Here is a 15,837-nt window from a genome sequence, read left to right as displayed (position 1 = left end):
ACAGGATGGCCCGGCGTTCGGCCACGCTTGCCGCCGCCGCGCAATCGGCATACGCTGATCCGCAAATCCGATCCGGGGGGAAAACGGCATGCTGCGGGAAGTCGACGAGGTCATCCTCTTTTTCGTTGTGCTCATCATTTTCCTGGGCGTCATCGAGGTCGGCTATCGCCTTGGCCGCCGGCTGCGCAAGCCGGCCGACGAGGCCGCCAAGACGCACATCACCGCGCTGCAGACCGCCCTGCTCGGCCTGCTGGCCCTGCTGCTGGGGTTTACGTTCGCCATGTCGGTCACACGATTCGAAACGCGCAAGAACCTGGTGCTGGAAGAGGCCAACGCGATCGGCAACGCCTACTGGCGGTCGCAGCTCATCCCCGCCGAGCACCGGCCGGTGGTGGCAAAGATGTTGCATGAATACACGTCGGCGTCGCTGGACTACCACTTGGCCGACCAGGATTCGCCGCGTTTCGCCGCCGCCAACGCCACGGCGCGCCGCATCGAACGCCAGATCCGGGCGGCGGTGGCGGCGCGGGCCGAGAATCCGCCCTCCATCTCCACGATCATGTTCATCCAGGCCATCAACGAGATGGCGCAGATCAACGAAAAGCGCCGCGTCGCGCTGGAAAACCACGTGCCCGAGCCTGTGTACTACCTGCTGTTCATCGTGGCGGGCGGTTCGATGGGCTATATCGCGTACGGCACGGGCCTGTACGGACGGCGCCGGCCGATTTCCACGGGGATGTTTGCCGCGCTGATTGCCCTGGTGCTGACTTTCATTCTGGACATCGATCAGCCGGGCAGCGGCTTGATCCAGGTGGGCCAGGAAAGCATGGAGCGCATGCAGGCCACGCTTGCGCAGGAAATGCAGCAGTAGGAGTGCGGGCGTTCACGGCACGAGTTTCAGGCAAGCAGCTCCAGCACCTCGTCGCCCCGGTCGTCGAACTTGCCCGTGGATGTCCAGCCCAGGTGCCGGTAAAAGCCATACGAGCGGACGGCGGGGTCGCTCGCGCATCCCAGGAACAACCGCCCAAACCCCAGCGCCTTCAGATCGCGCACGACCAGATTCAAGAGCGTTTTGCCCGCGCCATGCCCCTCGAAGTCGGGCAGCAGCGCCAGCACCACGATTTCACCGGCCTCGGTGTCGCCAAAACAGTATCCGGCAACCTTGCCGTCGACGGTTGCCACATAACCGGGCAGCGATCCGTCCTGCACCGCCGCCGTCCATGATTCGAGCGTGACGCCGGCCTCGGCGAGGTCCGCCGCGGAAAATGCGTTCTCGCGAGTCTTGCCGCGGATGTCGATACAGGCCGCCACGTCCTCGCCGCGCGCGGGACGGTAGATGAATTCCATGTTTCCTCAGTCAAAAAAACGCCGCAGGAACGGGGCGGTGACGCCCGCATTGCCGCGGCTGACGGTCTCCGGCGTGCCGGCCGCGACGATCGCGCCGCCTTCTTCGCCAGCGCCCGGCCCCACGTCCAGCATCCAATCGCTGCCAGCGACCACGCGCAGGTCGTGTTCGACCACGACCACGGTATTGCCGGCATCGACCAGGCCATGCAGCTGCGTCATCAGCTTGTCCACATCCGCCGCATGCAGGCCGGTGGTGGGTTCGTCCAGCACGTACAGCGTGTTGCCGCGCTGGCTGCGCTGCAGTTCGGTGGCCAGCTTGATGCGCTGCGCTTCGCCGCCGGACAGTTCCGTGGCGGGCTGGCCCAGGCGCAGATAGCCCAGGCCGATCTCTGCCAGCAGCGTCAACGGGCGAGCCACCACGGCTTCGTCGTTGAAGAAATCGCGTGCCTCGTCGACGGTCATGTCCAGCACCTGGGCGATGTTGCGGCCATTCCACTCGACTTCGAGCGTCTTGGCGTTGTAGCGGCTGCCGTGACACGTGGGGCAAGGCGCGTACACACTGGGCATGAACAGCAGTTCGACGTGGACGAAGCCTTCGCCCTCGCAGGTCTCGCAGCGGCCCTGGGCGACGTTGAAGGAGAAGCGTCCGGCGCTGTAGCGCCGGGCGCGCGCGGCCTTGGTGCCGGCAAACAGCTTGCGCACGTGATCGAACAGGCCGGTGTAGGTGGCCAGATTGGAGCGCGGCGTGCGGCCGATTGGCTTCTGGTCCACGTTGACCAGCCGCTTGATGGCCTGCCCGCCCGCGTGCAGCCGGCCCGTGGTGCGCGGCAGGTTGCCGGGCTGCGGCAGGTCGCTGTCGGGTTCGTCGGCCGGCAGTTCCTGGCCCAGGTGTTCGCCCACCAGTTCGACCAGCGCCTGGCTGACCAGACTGGATTTGCCCGATCCGGAAACGCCCGTCACCGCTGTGAACGCCCCCAGCGGAAAGCGCGCGTCCACGCCATGCAGGTTGTTGCGGTGAATGCCGCGCAGCTCCAGCCACCCGGCAGGTTCGCGCGGGGTGCGCCGGCTGGCGGGGCGCGTGTCGAAGAGGTATTGGGCGGTGATGGAATCCTTTACCCTGCGCAGGCCTTCGGGCGGGCCGCTGTACAGCACCTGGCCGCCGTGCTGGCCCGCGCCCGGTCCCACGTCGACCAGCCAGTCGGCGCGGCGCAGCGTGTCCAGGTCGTGCTCCACGACAAAGAGTGTGTTGCCGCCGGCCTTCAACTGGTCCAGCGCGCGGTGCAGCGCCTGGCCGTCCGCGGGGTGCAGACCGGCCGACGGTTCGTCCAGCACATACACCACGCCGAACAGGTTGGAGCGGATCTGCGTGGCCAGCCGAAGGCGCTGCAACTCGCCGGGCGACAGCGTGGGCGTGGACCGGTCCATCGCCAGATAGCCCAGGCCCAGCGCCTGCAGCGTGCCGATGCGCTCGACCAGATCATGTGCAATGCGCTGCGCGGCGATGCGCTTCTCGGGCGACAGGTCCGGCGTGCGGCGCACGTCGCTGCTGCCGGCATGCGACAGCCCGCCGGCCGCCACGCGTTTGGCGTTGGCGCGCACGCCCGCAGCCTTGCTGCGCGTCGATCCAGACTGCGCCGCGTGTTCGTCGAACCGGCCTTCGGCGGCGGGCGCCAGAACCTCTGCGATGCGGGCAAGCGGCAGTTGCGACAGGCTGCCGATGTCCAGGCCCGCGAACGTCACGGACAGCGCCTCGCGCTTCAGGCGCCGGCCGCCGCATTCCGGGCACGGCGCGCCGGTCATGAATCGCGCCACGCGCTTTTTCATCATGGCGCTCTGCGTGGTGGCGAACGTGTGCATGACGTACCGGCGCGCGCCGGTGTAGGTGCCCATGTAGCTGGGTTCGGTCTTGCGGCGCAGCGCCGCGCGCGTTTCGGCAGGCGTGAAACCGGCGTAGACCGGCACCGTGGGCTGCTCGTCCGTGTAGAGGATCCAGTCGCGGTCCTTCTTGGGCAGGTCGCGCCACGGCTTGTCCACGTCGTAGCCCAGCGTCACCAGGATGTCGCGCAGGTTCTGGCCATGCCAGGCCGGCGGCCACGATGCGATTGCGCGCTCGCGGATGGACAGCGACGGGTCCGGCACCATGGATGCCTCGGTCACGTCGTACACGTAGCCCAGGCCGTGGCAATGCGGGCAAGCGCCCTGCGGCGTGTTGGGCGAGAAGTCCTCGGCGTACAGCATGGGCTGGCGCGCCGGATAGGTGCCGGCGCGCGAATACAGCATCCGCAGCATGCTCGACAACGTCGTGACGCTGCCGACCGTGGAACGCACGTTCGGCGTGCCGCGCTGCTGCTGCAAGGCCACGGCGGGCGGCAGACCGTCGATGGCGTCGACGTCGGGCACGCCCACCTGATCGATCAGGCGGCGGGCGTACGGCGACAGCGATTCCAGGTAGCGGCGCTGCGCTTCGGCGTACAGCGTGCCAAATGCGAGCGACGATTTGCCCGACCCGGACACGCCGGCGAACACCACCAGCGCATCGCGCGGGATGCTGACGTCCACGTTCTTCAGGTTGTGTTCCCGCGCGCCTCGCACGCGGATGCAGGCATCGGGGCCCGGCTTCGAAGGATTCTTGCGCTGGCTCATGGCTGAAATAGTAATGGACCGGACGGCGGATGCCTTCGCGGGCGTGGCCAACCGGGCGAGCGGCGCCTCATCCCATCGCATGAGACCGCGCGCACTGATGCATCCATACCGCGGAACGAGGTGCCACCCCCACTCGCGCGCGGCGCCGCGCATTGCCGTTGACGGCGCCCCGGCGCTGCTTTAATTTCGCAACACGCGAAACGGCAGGGGCGGCGCAATGCGCCGCCTTTGTCGTGCTGCCGGCAGCATCGGCGCGACCGCGCTGCTTCCGACTGCCGGGCAGGCTGCATCCCTTGCGGCAGGACTTGATGACCACATTGCTGAGGGCAAGACATGGTGATCTCGATTTCCGTCCTGGTCGTGGGCGCGGGCCCGGCCGGCCTGTTGACCGCCGCCGAATTGCAGCGCCGCGGCGTTGACTGCCTGCTGATCGATGCGCACGAACGCCCGCTGGATTGGGACCGCGCGACCGTCGTGCATCCGCGTTCACTTGAAATCCTGGATGCGCTGGGCATCATCGAACCCCTGCTGGCCGCGGGCGTGAAGCAGCGGCGCGCCCGCATTCACGCGGGCGGCAGCGAACTGGGCATCATCGACCTGGAACTTGCTGGCAGCCGCTATCCCTTCAACATCGGCATCTCGGAAGAAGTCACGGAGACGGTGCTGGCCGACCATCTGGCGCGGCTGGGCGGCAAGGTCACGCGCGCCACGAAGCTGGTGGGATTGCAGGAACAGGAAGACGGCGTGCTGGCCACCGTGGAGCGCGGCGGCAAGCTGTCGCAGGTGCTGGCGCAGTGGGTCGTCGGCTGCGACGGGCATCACAGCACCGTGCGGATGCTGACCGGCATCGAGCAGGACGGCCACGACATCAACCAGCCGTGGGCCGTGTTCGACGCCACCATCCCCGACTGGCCGGAGGCGTTCGAGGCGAACTACGCCTACCTCGATCAGATTCCCGTGATTCTGACCGCGCTTCCCGGCGAGCGCTGGCGCGTCTACCTGCGTCCCAGCTCCGCGGAGTCGGACCTGGTCGAGGACGCGCTGTCCACGCTGCGGCGCTACCTGCCTGACGCCGGCTTTTACAACGTCTCGCACCCGGCGCGCTTCGAATGCCACACCAAGGTGGCGCGCGCGTTCCGGTCCGGCCGCGTGCTGCTGGCGGGCGACGCCGCGCACACGTGCAGCCCGGCGCAGGGACATGGCATGAACACCGGCCTGCAGGATGCCTACAACCTGGGCTGGAAGCTGGCACTTGTCTGCCAGGGACATTGTTCGCCCGCGCTGCTGGACAGCTATCACGCCGAACGCCGGCCCGTGGCCGACATGGTGATGGCGTCGGGCGATGCCGCCGAAAGCGCGCAGATGGCGCAGGGCAACGCAGAGCGGCGCGCGCGCGATCTGGCGATCCGCGCGGCCTTCGGCAACCCCGAGGCGCGGCACCGCGAGGCCGTGTCGGAAGCCGAACTCGACATCGACTACGCGAGGTCGCCCATCGTCATGGGTGACCGGCACGAGGCCATCTGGCCGGGCCAGCGGCTGCCGGACCATATCGACGTGCGGTTTTCCACCGGCGGCCGGGGCAAGCTGCACGAGTACGCCAGGCGGCGCGGGCATACCGTTTTGTTGATTGGCGGCCCCGGCACACCGCAGCAGCCGCTGTCGGACCTGCGCCGCCAGCTGATGGCGCTGGCTGACGGCTACATCATCGAGGTGGTGGTTTCCCTGACCGCCAGCGATGGCGTGACCGACGTGGACGCCTACCTGGAGCCCGCCACCGCGGCCCGGATGGGCGTGGGCGACATGATGCTGCTGGCGGTGCGGGCGGACGGGCACGTCGGCCTGCGCGCCGAGCAGCGGCACGCCGAGACGCTGTCGGCGTACATTGAACGGCTGCGCCAATCCGGGCAGACGCCATGACCTAGGGAAATCCCCAGGTAAATCCGTGTCGATCCGGGTGCCGGCCGTTCGTCGTAGTCATGCACCCACCCTCAATTCAAGGCGGACTACACCATGACTACCGGAACCGTACGACACCTGCGCGTCCTGCGCGCCTCCCCCGACCGCGTCTATCGCGCCTTTCTCGAACCGGACGCGGTCGCCAAGTGGCTTCCGCCCTATGGCTACACCTGCTCGGTCCAGGAACTGGACGCGCGCGTGGGCGGCAAGCACCGGATGGCCTTTCGCAACTTCGCCACCGGCCACCTGGAGCCGTTCGGCGGCGAATACCTGGAGCTGGTGGAAGGCGAGAAGATTCGCTACACGGACCGCTTCAACGATCCCGCCCTGCCGGGCGAGATGACGACGACCATCAACCTGCGGCAGGTCTCGTGCGGCACGGAACTGACCATCGTCCAGGAGGGCATTCCCGAGGTCATCCCGACCGAGATGTGCTACCTGGGCTGGCAGGAATCACTGCTGCAACTGGCCCGGCTGGTGGAAACCGATACGCCCGACGGCCCGGTGCGCGACTGAGGCCGCCGGCGCGAACGGCATCGACTCCGATACGTTTGTTCATCTTTTGACACCATCGGGTCGCGCGCAATGGCCCGACTCCCTACAAAATGTGGCGCGCCCCAGCGGCGCTGCGCGGGCCGTAACATATCGGCCCGCGCGCATCCCACAAGAAGGAAGAATCGTGTCAAAAGTGTTTGCCCTGCTGCTCTGCGCCGCCCTGCCCGCCGCGGCATCGGCCGCCCCCGATACCGAGCCCCTGAAGCTGAACGCGGACAACAAGCTGTATTGCAACGCCCAGACCGACTGGTGCGTGGGCATCAAGACGGACGGCGCATTCAGCGAAAACGGGCCATTCGCGACCAGCAGGACCCTGCGCGCCGACTACCGGTTCTGGGACTCGCCCGACATTCCCGACTTCAAGGATTTCAAGGTCTGGCCGGAACTGATCCGCTTGAGCGAAGAGCGGGCGCTGGTCGGCGTGATCGGCCCGGCGGAGCCGGATTTCAAGGCGTCGACCCCGTTCTCCGGCGGCGGATTCGAACGCCGGGATCTGTATCTGTACGACGTCAATCTGGGCGAGCAGGCCGGCGCGAGCCTGGTGCTCGTCATGCCGTACTCGGCCGATGCCTCCATCCGGGCGTGCTTCAACGAGGCGGACCAGGAAAAGCGCGCCGGGCAATGCAGCGATGTCTATCAGTTCACGGCATCGTTGAAGGCCCTGCCGGGCAAGGAATTGCCGGATCTGCTGGTGAAGACGCAGGCCACCCGCTCGCCGTCAGGGGCCAGTCGTCTCGCGGACTCAAGCGCGCGGCCCGCGCTGACCAAGGCGCAGCTCGCGCCGCAGGTGGACAAGCAGTGCAGCTACACCGTCACCTACACATGGAATGCCGGCGACGCGACATACCAGCCGGCCACGCCGCTGCCGGATTGCGCCGAGTTCCTGTCGGCGGATCCGGCTGCGAAGAAGTAGTCGGCGACGTGCTGCTGGCCGGTGTCGGGCACCGGCCTTCACGCTTATTCCGCGTAGCCCGGATTGCGCCGGTCCAGCCGGCGCAGCAGGCCCGGCCACGCCAGCTGGGCCTTGTGGGCGCGGTCAGCCGGCGACTCCACCGCCGCGCGGGCCAGGATGTCCGCGGGAATGTGGGTCAGTTCGCCGCCGGCCTGGGCGCGCACCTGCACCATGCAGGCGGCTTCCATCCGGTGCATGGCCTGAAAGGCCTCGGCCATGCTCTGACCCACGGTCAAGAGGCCGTGGTTGCGCAGGATGAGGTAGTTGTTGGCGCCCAGGTCGCGCACCAGGCGCGGCTGCTCGTCGAGATTGAGCGCCAGACCTTCGTAGTCGTGGTAGCTGAGCGAGCGCAGCACGATGAACGCGAACTGCGACAGCGGCAAGAGGCCCGCCTTCTGCGCCGAGACCGCCACGCCGTTGATCGAATGCGTGTGCAGCACGCACATCGCATCCTTGCGCGCCGCATGGATACAGCTGTGGATGGTGAAGCCGGCGGGATTGATGTCGTATTCCGAGTCCATCACCTTGTTGCCGTGCAGGTCGATCTTGACCAGGCTGGACGCGGTGATCTCGTCGAACATCATCCCGTAGGGGTTGATGAGGAAATGCTCTGTGCCCGGCACCTTGGCGGTGATGTGCGTGAAGATCAGATCGTCCCACCCGAACAGCGCCACCAGCCGGTACAACGCCGCCAGGTCCTTGCGGACCTGCCATTCCGTTTCGCCGACCTGTTCGCGCACGCTGGCGCCCTGCTTGCCTGCCGTATCCATCCTGTCTCCGTATTGTTGGTGTCGGCCCCGCGCCGTTGCGCCGGGATCCGTCATGCACTGTATTCCTTTTCGCGCCCGGCGCGCACGGCGGCGTCGCGGCGGCGTCCGTCTGGTGAAACAGCCCGAGACCCATTAACCTGTGAGCCACGTCCGAGGAGACTCCGAGAATGCTGCCTGCACTTTACGGTCATCCCTTTTCGTCGTACACGCAGAAGACACTGATCGCGCTGTACGAAAACGCCACGCCGTTCGAGTTCCGCAGCATCGGGCCCGACACGCCCCAGCATGCCGCCGATTGGATCGAGCGCTGGCCGCTGCGCAAGTTTCCGCTGCTGGTCGACGGCGAACGCAACGTCGCCGAGTCCAGCATCATCATCGAATACCTGCAACTGACCCACCCCGGCCCGGTCCGGCTGATTCCCGCCGACCCGATGGCCGCGCTGGACGTGCGCTTTCTGGACCGCTATTTCGACCTGCACGTCATGTACTGGATGCAGCACGCGGTGAACGGCGCGCTGACCGGCGATCCCGCCAGGCGTGACGAAGCGCGGGCGCTGGCCGCGGAGAAGCTGGAACGGGCCTACGCCTGGATCGACGCGCAGCTTGCGACGCGCACATGGGCGGCGGGCGGGGACTTCACGCTGGCCGACTGCGCCGCCGCGCCCGCCTTGTTCTACGCCGACTGGACCCACCCGATCGCCGACGCTTATCCGCATCTGCGGGCCTATCGCGCGCGGCTGCTGGCGCGGCCGTCGTTCGCGCGGGCGGTCGACGAGGCCCGGCCCTACCGGACGCTCTTTCCGCTGGGCGCGCCCGACCGCGACTGACAGCACCGTCCGTATCGGCACCCGCAAACATCGTCACCCGCGACCATCGCGCGGCAACGTGCGAGAATCCCCGCCATTCCCTCCCGGATGAGGACGCCCACCGTGCAGCAGACCTTGCCCCGCCACCTGCCTACCTTCCTGCGCTCGCACCTGGAGTCCCTATCCGGCGTCGGCCTCATGCTCGGCACGCTGTTCTTTGCCGCGGCGCTGACGCCCACCCTCATCCCCCGCACCCACGTCACGCAGGGCGTGCTGGCCGGCACTTGCCTTGCCGCGGGATATGGCCTGGGCGTGCTCTGGCATTGGCTGTGGGCCTACATGGAACTGCCCGAGCCCCGCGGCCGGACCGCGCGCATCATCAATGCCGTCATCGGCCTGCTGTGCGTGTCCGTGGCGATCGTATTCCTGGGCCGCGCAGCCGAATGGCAGAACACCATCCGCGCGCTGATGCAGATGGAACCCGTGACCAGCGCACATCCCATCAAGGTCAGCCTGATCGCCCTCGCGACGTTTGCCGTGCTGCTGGCGCTGGCGCGGCTGTTCAAGTTGATCGCGCGCTATCTGACCCGGCAGGTGCGGCGTGTCGTACCGCGGCGTGTGGCCAACGTCACGGGCGCGGCCATCGCCCTTTTGATCTTCTGGCTGCTGGCGACCGACGTGTTCTTCCGCGGCGCGCTGCATGTGCTGGATGCGTCGTTCAAAGAATTCGACGCGCTGCTGGAACCCGAACGCCCGCAGCCGACCGCCGATAACAAGACCGGCGGTCCGGCGTCGCTGATCCGCTGGAATGAACTGGGCCGTGCGGGCCGCGAATACATCGCGTCGGGCCCGACAGCCAGCGAGATCACCACGCAGTCGGGACGCGAGGCGCTGGAACCCATCCGCGTCTATGTCGGCCTGCGCGGCGCGGCCACGCCGCAGGCCCGCGCGCAGCTTGCGCTGGACGAGATGAAACGCGTCGGCGCCTTCGACCGCTCGGTGCTGGTCGTCATCACGCCAACCGGCACGGGGTGGGTCGACCCCGCCGCCGCCGACTCGCTGGAATACCTGCTCAATGGCGACGTGGCCAGCGTGGCAATGCAGTATTCGTACCTGTCCAGCCCACTATCGCTGCTGGCGCAGCCTGAATACGGCGCCGAGGCGGCGCGCGCCCTGTTCCAGGCGGTGTATGGCCACTGGACCACGCTGCCCAAGGACCGGCGGCCCCGGCTGTATCTGCATGGCCTGAGCCTGGGCGCCATGAACTCCGCCGGCTCGGCCGAACTGTTCGAGATGATCGGCGATCCGATCCAGGGCGCGCTCTGGAGCGGCCCGCCCTTTGAGAGCCGGGTCTGGCGCAAGATCACGGACGCCCGCAATCCCGGCTCGCCCGCCTGGCTGCCCGAGCTGCGCGATGGCGCCTTCGTGCGCTTCATGAACCAGCATGGCTCGCCCGTGCCGTCCGACGCGCCGTGGGGGCCGATGCGTGTCGTCTACCTGCAATACGCCAGCGACCCGGTCACGTTCTTCGACTACCGCGATCTGTACCGTCCGCCCGCGTGGATGAACGCACCGATGGGACCGGACGTGTCGCCCGAGCTGCGCTGGTATCCCGTGGTGACGATGTTGCAGCTGGCGCTGGACATGGCGGTGGGCACGGCAACGCCCATGGGGTATGGACACGTCTACGCGCCGCAGCACTATGTGGATGCGTGGGTCGCGGTGACCGGCGTAACGGACTGGACGCCGGATGGCCTTGAAGGCCTGAAGCGCTATCTGCTGGAACGCGCGCAGGCCGCGATGGAAGACGAGGACGGCGACGAAGGCGCCTATGAAGGACGCGGAGGTTAGGCGCGGCAGGCGCAGCTCATGAATCACCCATTGCAGTCATGAATCACCCAATGCAGGACCGATTGACGTCGTTCTTTTACGCGCACGATGACGTGTTGCGCAGCCGCAGCGTCAGCAGCCGGCTGCTTGCTGGCCACCTTGACGTGCCCGCGCCGCCGGCGCGTCTGCTGGCCGATTGGGATCGCGAGATCCGCACGCGGCTGCTGCTCGAACCCGGCGACGTCGAGCAGATGCCGCTGTCCCGCACCCGCGCGCGCTGGCCGGCATTCGGCGAGTGCGTGCAAGCCATGCGCGACTGGACGCGCGCGCAAGGGCTGGGCGATGTGCTGGGCGCCAGCGACATGGCGCTGATGGCCTGCCGCGGCGCGCGCTATCACCACGACGGCGGTCAATACGGCAGCGCGGCGTTCTGCAATCTGTTCCTGTCCGACGACAAGGGCCTGGACGTGCATTTTCCCGGCACCGGCCACCGCATTGCGCTCACACGCGGCGTGGCCATCGTCTTCGACACCTGCCAGCCGCACGCCGTGATTCGCCGGCATCAAAGCGGGTACGACGATGCGGACTTTGCCGATGACCAAGATCTGTCGCAACTCTTTCTGACCTGGGAGCTGCCGATCGAAGATCCGGCGGTCGCACTGGCGCTTGGCATTGTCTTCGACATCGACACCGCAGCGGCGTCGCGGCTGGATGAGGAACAGGTCTGGGCAGATGGCCGGCGCGTTGGCGTGGACCCCAGCGTTGGACAGTGGCGGTCAGCAGATTGAAGCCCTGATGCGTCGAGTATATTGACCGGCCCACGTCTCAGGGTCCACCACGCAGATGCCCTTTCCCATTGCACGCCCGCTTTCGATTCCGATTGGCGCCTTGGCGCTGGCCCTGCTGCTGCAGGCGCCCGGCGAGGCCAGCGCCGCCGAGCGCACCGTCTACACGGGCACGCTGCAAGGCGTGGGCGACATCGTGATGGAGCTGGACAGCGCGGCCGCCGACGGCGAGCTGACCGGACGCTACTTCTATCCCAAGAACGGCGTCGACATTCCGCTCAAAGGCACCGTCAAATCGCTGGCCGAGCCGCTGACGTACCAGGCCGCCAAACAGCCGGGCGCAAAGCCTGCCGCCACCTGGCAAGGCACGCTCGACGCGCAGGGCTATCGGGGGGTCTGGATCGACACGCGTACGGGCGAGCAACGCAGCTTCACGCTCAAGCGTGCCGCGCAGTACGACGCCAGCGCGCTGACGCCCGATGGCGGCATCGAGTTCGGCGTAGAGATCGACGCGGCCCGCGTGCCTTACGACACGCTCAAACTAGCGGGTCATGCCGAGCCCGTGGGCGACGACATCGGCAGCGCCACCGTGGCCTATCGCATGTGGCGCGATCCGCGCACGCAATTCAGCTATCCGCGCCTGTCGCGGCATCCGGACAAAGCGGTCATGGCACGCGTCAACCATCTGCTCGAACAGCGCCACTGGCGCATGAGCCACGCAGCACTGGCCTGCAAGGCCACGGCCTACACCAGCGACGGCCCGTCCGCGGGAACGCTGGGCAACTACGAGGAAGAGGTCGTGAAGGTGCCGTGGCTGTCCAGCGCGATGATGACCGTGACCGAGTCCGGCAGCCTGGACTGTGGCGGCGCGCATCCCAACAATCACTTCGATCCCTACACGCTGGACCTGCTGCGCGGCGAAACCCTGGATTGGAACCGCGTGTTCGACGCCTACGAGCCGAACAACCGCGAACCGCGCCCCGCGCTGAAGGAACTTGCCGGCCAGGTACAGAAAACCCTGGCGGCGCGCGACGAGGCGGGCCTGACGGAAGACCGCTCCAAGGAAGGCTGCTGGGATCTTTGGCCCACGTATCTTGCGCTGGGCGCGACCGCCCCGGGTGCGCTGAGCCTGTCGGTGTCGGGCGTGGGGCACGCGTCGGGCGTGTGTCTTGGCACGCTGGCGCAGGTGCCGTTCAGCGATCTGGCGGCGTATCTGAAGCCGGGCGGACAGGCGTACCTGGTGCAGGACTGACCACAGACAACATGCGTGCCGGCCGCCGAGCCGGCACGCGTTGCGCGCCAGGTGAGCGCGTTGCCCCTACCGGCTCAACGCCGGAAGCCGCCGCCCCGGAACCCGCCAAACCCGCCAAAGCTGCGCCCCTCCATCCCGCGGCCCTGCCAGCCGCCCTCCCCGCGCCCTTGCCAGCCGCCCTCCGCGCGACCCTGCCAGCCGCCGTCGCTGCGGCCTTGCCAGCCGCCCGCGGACTCGTTCATGCGGTTCTGCCAGCCTCCGCCATCCATGCCGCCCGGTTGCGTCGAATAATCGCGCGCCTGGCGCTGTGCGTTCAGGTAATTGGACTGCGTGTTCGGCTGAACGGGCTGCCACCCCGACGACGTGTGCTGCTGCCAGCCGTTGTCGTTGTGCTCGTAGACGTTGCCGTTGTGGTCCGCATACACGTTGCCGTTGTTCCACGCCGCGCCGCTGCCGGTGTTGCGGTTGTAGGTGGCGCCGCGCCGGTCGACGCTGTCGGCGCCTTGGCCCGCCGTGCCGGTCGCGCTGGCGGCGGAGTACGTGGTGCGGCCGGTGTCGGCATTGGTGCGCACGTTCTGCCGGCCCGCGGCCCACTGGCCGTCGTCGTTCTCGACCGCGCCCGCGCGGCCCGCGCCCGATGCGCCCGTGACCGGATCGGTGTAGGCGCCCCGGCGTCCGGCGGCGGCGTTGCCCGTGTACTCGTTGTAAGCCGCGCCGCGCGTGCCTTCAAACGCGGCGCCGGTTTGCGGGTTGTAGCCTTCGGCGTGGGCGCCCTGCCACTCGGTGCCCGTCCAGCCGTTCCAGCCGGCCGCGTGCGTGACCGTGCCGGAACCGCCCCAGGCGCCGTAGACGTCGACCTTGTTGACGTCCACGCCGCCCCAATAGGGCGCGCCATAGTACGGTCCCCAGTACGGCGCGGCGCCGCCCCAGGCCTCGGCGGCGGCAAACCCGAAGGCAAAGCCCGCGGCCGAATCGAAGGCGGCGTTGTAGCCATAGCTGGGCGGATAGCCGACCCAGGTGTTCTGTACGATCGTGGGCGGATAGGAATAGCCCGTGCCGTAGACGACGGTGCCGTCTGGCGCCACCACCACGCCCATGTAGCCGGGTGAATAGCCGAACACCACGCTTTGCGGCGTGGCGCCGTAGACCTGCACATAGGTCACGTAATGCAGCGGCGAGCTGGCGGGAATGGCGTAGATGGCCGGCGGCACATGGTCGGCCACGCGCCACGGTCCGGTTGGCGAGTCCGACACGAACCACACCGCGTTCGACAGCGCGTAATAGCGGCCTTCCGCCTGGATGACCGGCACCGGCGAGTTCGTCGCGTAGTGCAGGGTCGTGCCGTCGATGGGCCGCAGCACCGGCGCGCCGCCGGCGTATTCGACCTGCAGCTTGGCGGCGCTGCGCGACACGGTGGCGGTCTGCGGAATGGTCGACGCAATGACGGCTTCCCGCGCCTGCGGCGTGCCGGGCACCGACACCAGCACCCCGCCTTGCGGATCCCGCGGCGGAATGCGCGCGAAATCGCGCGGCAGGTCCTTGCCCGGCACATACGACCATGGCCCTTCCAGCCGCGCGCCTCGGAACCAGCGGCCGGACACCAGCAGGTAGTAGCGGTTGTCGCCCGGGTTCATGAACACGGCGTGGTCGGCGTTGGTGACCGACAGCAGCGAAGTCCCCGGCACCGGCCGCAGCTCGGCCTGGCCAATCGTGATCAGCAGTTCAGCGGGCACGGTCGACACTTCGACATCGGGCGCGCGGTGCGGCGCCTTGCCGTCGTGCGGCATCAACGGGTCCGCCGCCGGACCGCGTCGCGCGGCGTCTGCCGCCGCAAGCAGCGCGGGCGACGGTTGCGCCACGGTGCGCCACGGCCCGTTGATGTCGCCGGCTTCGTACCAGTGGCCCGCGGCCTGCAGGTACAACCGGCCGGCGTTGTCGCCCAGGATCAGCGCGCGGGTGTTGATGACGCGGCGCCATCCCTGCGTGTCGGGCAGTTGGGTCCACGCGGGTGCGCCATCAACCAGCCCCAGGATCGCCGGCACCGTGCGGTAGATGATGCGCGGCGGCGTGTTGTTCACCGGCACGGTCTTGGCGGGCGGGTTGTTCTGCGACAGCGCATAGCTCAGTTGCAGCGCATCCAATGGCGTGACCACGCCGTTGGCGGGGATGCGGGCTTCGAGTTCGCTGCGCAGGCGCGCGGCCTCCTGCGGCGCGGTGGGCACCTGCACGCGTTCGACGCGGATGTCTGACAGGCGCACCAGCCCGGCCGGCTTGTTCACGTCGGCGCGGGCGGAAAACTCGGCGACGCCGTAGGTCGGGCTGCCCTTGGCCGGTCCCACCGCCACCGCCATGCGGCCGGTGAGGCGGTCGGCGGTCCAGGTGTCGATCTGCGGTTGGTACAGCTCGACCCGCTTGCCGTCGGGTGCGGTGAAGCTACGCGGCCATTGCAGCGCGCGCGCGGCGGACGAGTCTTGTTGGCCGGCGCCCGGTTGCGCGGCAGCAGTCTGGGTCGTGGGGGCTGACGGAGGCTGGCCGGCATTCTGCGGCTGCGCCGCGGCACCAAACGCCAGCGACGTTCCGGCCGCCACGCCCAGGACAACGCGCGTCATGCGCAGGCGTCGGGCGGCATCGCCGGAGGTGGCAGGCAAGCGGGAAAACCAGTCATGCAAATGCAGCATTCGGGACACGCAATTCATCTCACGCTCCTTGAGGTTCTGGCCGCCTGCCAAACCGGCTGGGGCGTTCCGCCGCCCGGATGATCGCGGGCGACGCCGCTTCGGGTTATACGCCAGCGCGCCCCGGGGTTCAATTGCGGCAAGACCGGAGCTGACCGCCCCCTGAATAAGAAACAGATGGTTAACGCCGTTAAAAAGCTATTGATCGCATCAATCAGAACTTCTATAACTCGTTCCTACCAGGGCTTGCTGCTTTTGCCCGATTG

At 68.0% G+C, this 15,837-nt stretch carries 12 protein-coding genes; 8 read left to right on the top strand and 4 right to left on the bottom strand.

From position 1 onward, the window contains the following. The first annotated feature begins 88 nt into the window (after positions 1-88). Positions 89-871 carry a bestrophin-like domain gene (locus tag HV681_RS08975; protein ID WP_175122731.1) on the top strand — a complete coding sequence of 261 codons (783 nt, stop codon included), beginning with the start codon at positions 89-91 and terminating at the stop codon, positions 869-871. Positions 872-897: 26 nt separating this feature from the next. Here HV681_RS08975 and HV681_RS08970 read toward each other — a convergent pair whose 3' ends face one another. After that, a complete protein-coding gene (locus HV681_RS08970; RefSeq protein ID WP_056558459.1) occupies positions 898-1,347 on the bottom strand; it encodes a GNAT family N-acetyltransferase in 450 nt (149 codons plus the stop codon). Between the two features lie 6 nt (positions 1,348-1,353). Then, entirely contained in the window at positions 1,354-3,990 is a 2,637-nt protein-coding gene (gene uvrA / locus HV681_RS08965; RefSeq protein WP_175122730.1) for an excinuclease ABC subunit UvrA, read from the bottom strand. A 333-nt stretch (positions 3,991-4,323) separates the two neighbouring features. Here uvrA and HV681_RS08960 point away from each other — a divergent pair, with 333 nt between their 5' ends. The 3 genes from HV681_RS08960 (at position 4,324) to HV681_RS08950 (ending at position 7,414) form a co-directional block, all read left to right on the top strand. After that, positions 4,324-5,907, top strand: coding sequence for an FAD-dependent monooxygenase (locus HV681_RS08960; RefSeq protein ID WP_175122729.1), 1,584 nt, complete (start codon positions 4,324-4,326; stop codon positions 5,905-5,907). 93 nt (positions 5,908-6,000) lie between these two features. Continuing rightward, the gene (locus HV681_RS08955) at positions 6,001-6,462 is read left to right on the top strand and encodes an SRPBCC family protein (RefSeq protein WP_175122728.1); all 462 of its coding nucleotides are present in this window, start codon (positions 6,001-6,003) and stop codon (positions 6,460-6,462) included. 163 nt (positions 6,463-6,625) lie between these two features. Then, complete coding sequence (locus HV681_RS08950; RefSeq protein ID WP_175122727.1) at positions 6,626-7,414, top strand: hypothetical protein; 789 nt, start codon at positions 6,626-6,628, stop codon at positions 7,412-7,414. A 44-nt stretch (positions 7,415-7,458) separates the two neighbouring features. Here the strand turns inward: HV681_RS08950 and HV681_RS08945 are convergent, their stop codons facing one another. Then, on the bottom strand, positions 7,459-8,223 hold the full coding sequence (locus tag HV681_RS08945) for a class II aldolase/adducin family protein (protein WP_175122726.1): 765 nt from the start codon (positions 8,221-8,223) through the stop codon (positions 7,459-7,461). A gap of 167 nt (positions 8,224-8,390) precedes the next feature. Here HV681_RS08945 and HV681_RS08940 point away from each other — a divergent pair, with 167 nt between their 5' ends. From HV681_RS08940 to HV681_RS08925, 4 genes are all read left to right on the top strand, one after another. Continuing rightward, positions 8,391-9,050 (top strand): glutathione S-transferase family protein, encoded by a 660-nt coding sequence (locus HV681_RS08940; protein WP_175122725.1) that lies wholly within the window; start codon positions 8,391-8,393, stop codon positions 9,048-9,050. Positions 9,051-9,152: 102 nt separating this feature from the next. Further along, on the top strand, positions 9,153-10,880 hold the full coding sequence (locus tag HV681_RS08935; RefSeq protein WP_254594932.1) for an alpha/beta hydrolase: 1,728 nt from the start codon (positions 9,153-9,155) through the stop codon (positions 10,878-10,880). 50 nt (positions 10,881-10,930) lie between these two features. Continuing rightward, positions 10,931-11,647: a hypothetical protein gene (locus HV681_RS08930; RefSeq protein WP_254594931.1), complete on the top strand. Its 717-nt coding sequence runs from the start codon at positions 10,931-10,933 to the stop codon at positions 11,645-11,647. A gap of 55 nt (positions 11,648-11,702) precedes the next feature. After that, positions 11,703-12,896 carry a hypothetical protein gene (locus HV681_RS08925; RefSeq protein ID WP_175122722.1) on the top strand — a complete coding sequence of 398 codons (1,194 nt, stop codon included), beginning with the start codon at positions 11,703-11,705 and terminating at the stop codon, positions 12,894-12,896. Positions 12,897-12,970: 74 nt separating this feature from the next. Here the strand turns inward: HV681_RS08925 and HV681_RS08920 are convergent, their stop codons facing one another. Beyond that, positions 12,971-15,592, bottom strand: a complete 2,622-nt coding sequence (locus HV681_RS08920; protein ID WP_254594930.1) for a carbohydrate-binding family V/XII — start codon at positions 15,590-15,592, stop codon at positions 12,971-12,973. Between the last annotated feature and the right edge of the window lie 245 nt (positions 15,593-15,837).

This window comes from Achromobacter animicus, assembly GCF_902859585.1.
In the GTDB taxonomy this organism is placed as follows: domain Bacteria; phylum Pseudomonadota; class Gammaproteobacteria; order Burkholderiales; family Burkholderiaceae_B; genus Achromobacter; species Achromobacter animicus.
Note: the sequence above shows the minus strand (reverse complement) of the source record. Positions and strands in the feature narration are given on the sequence as shown.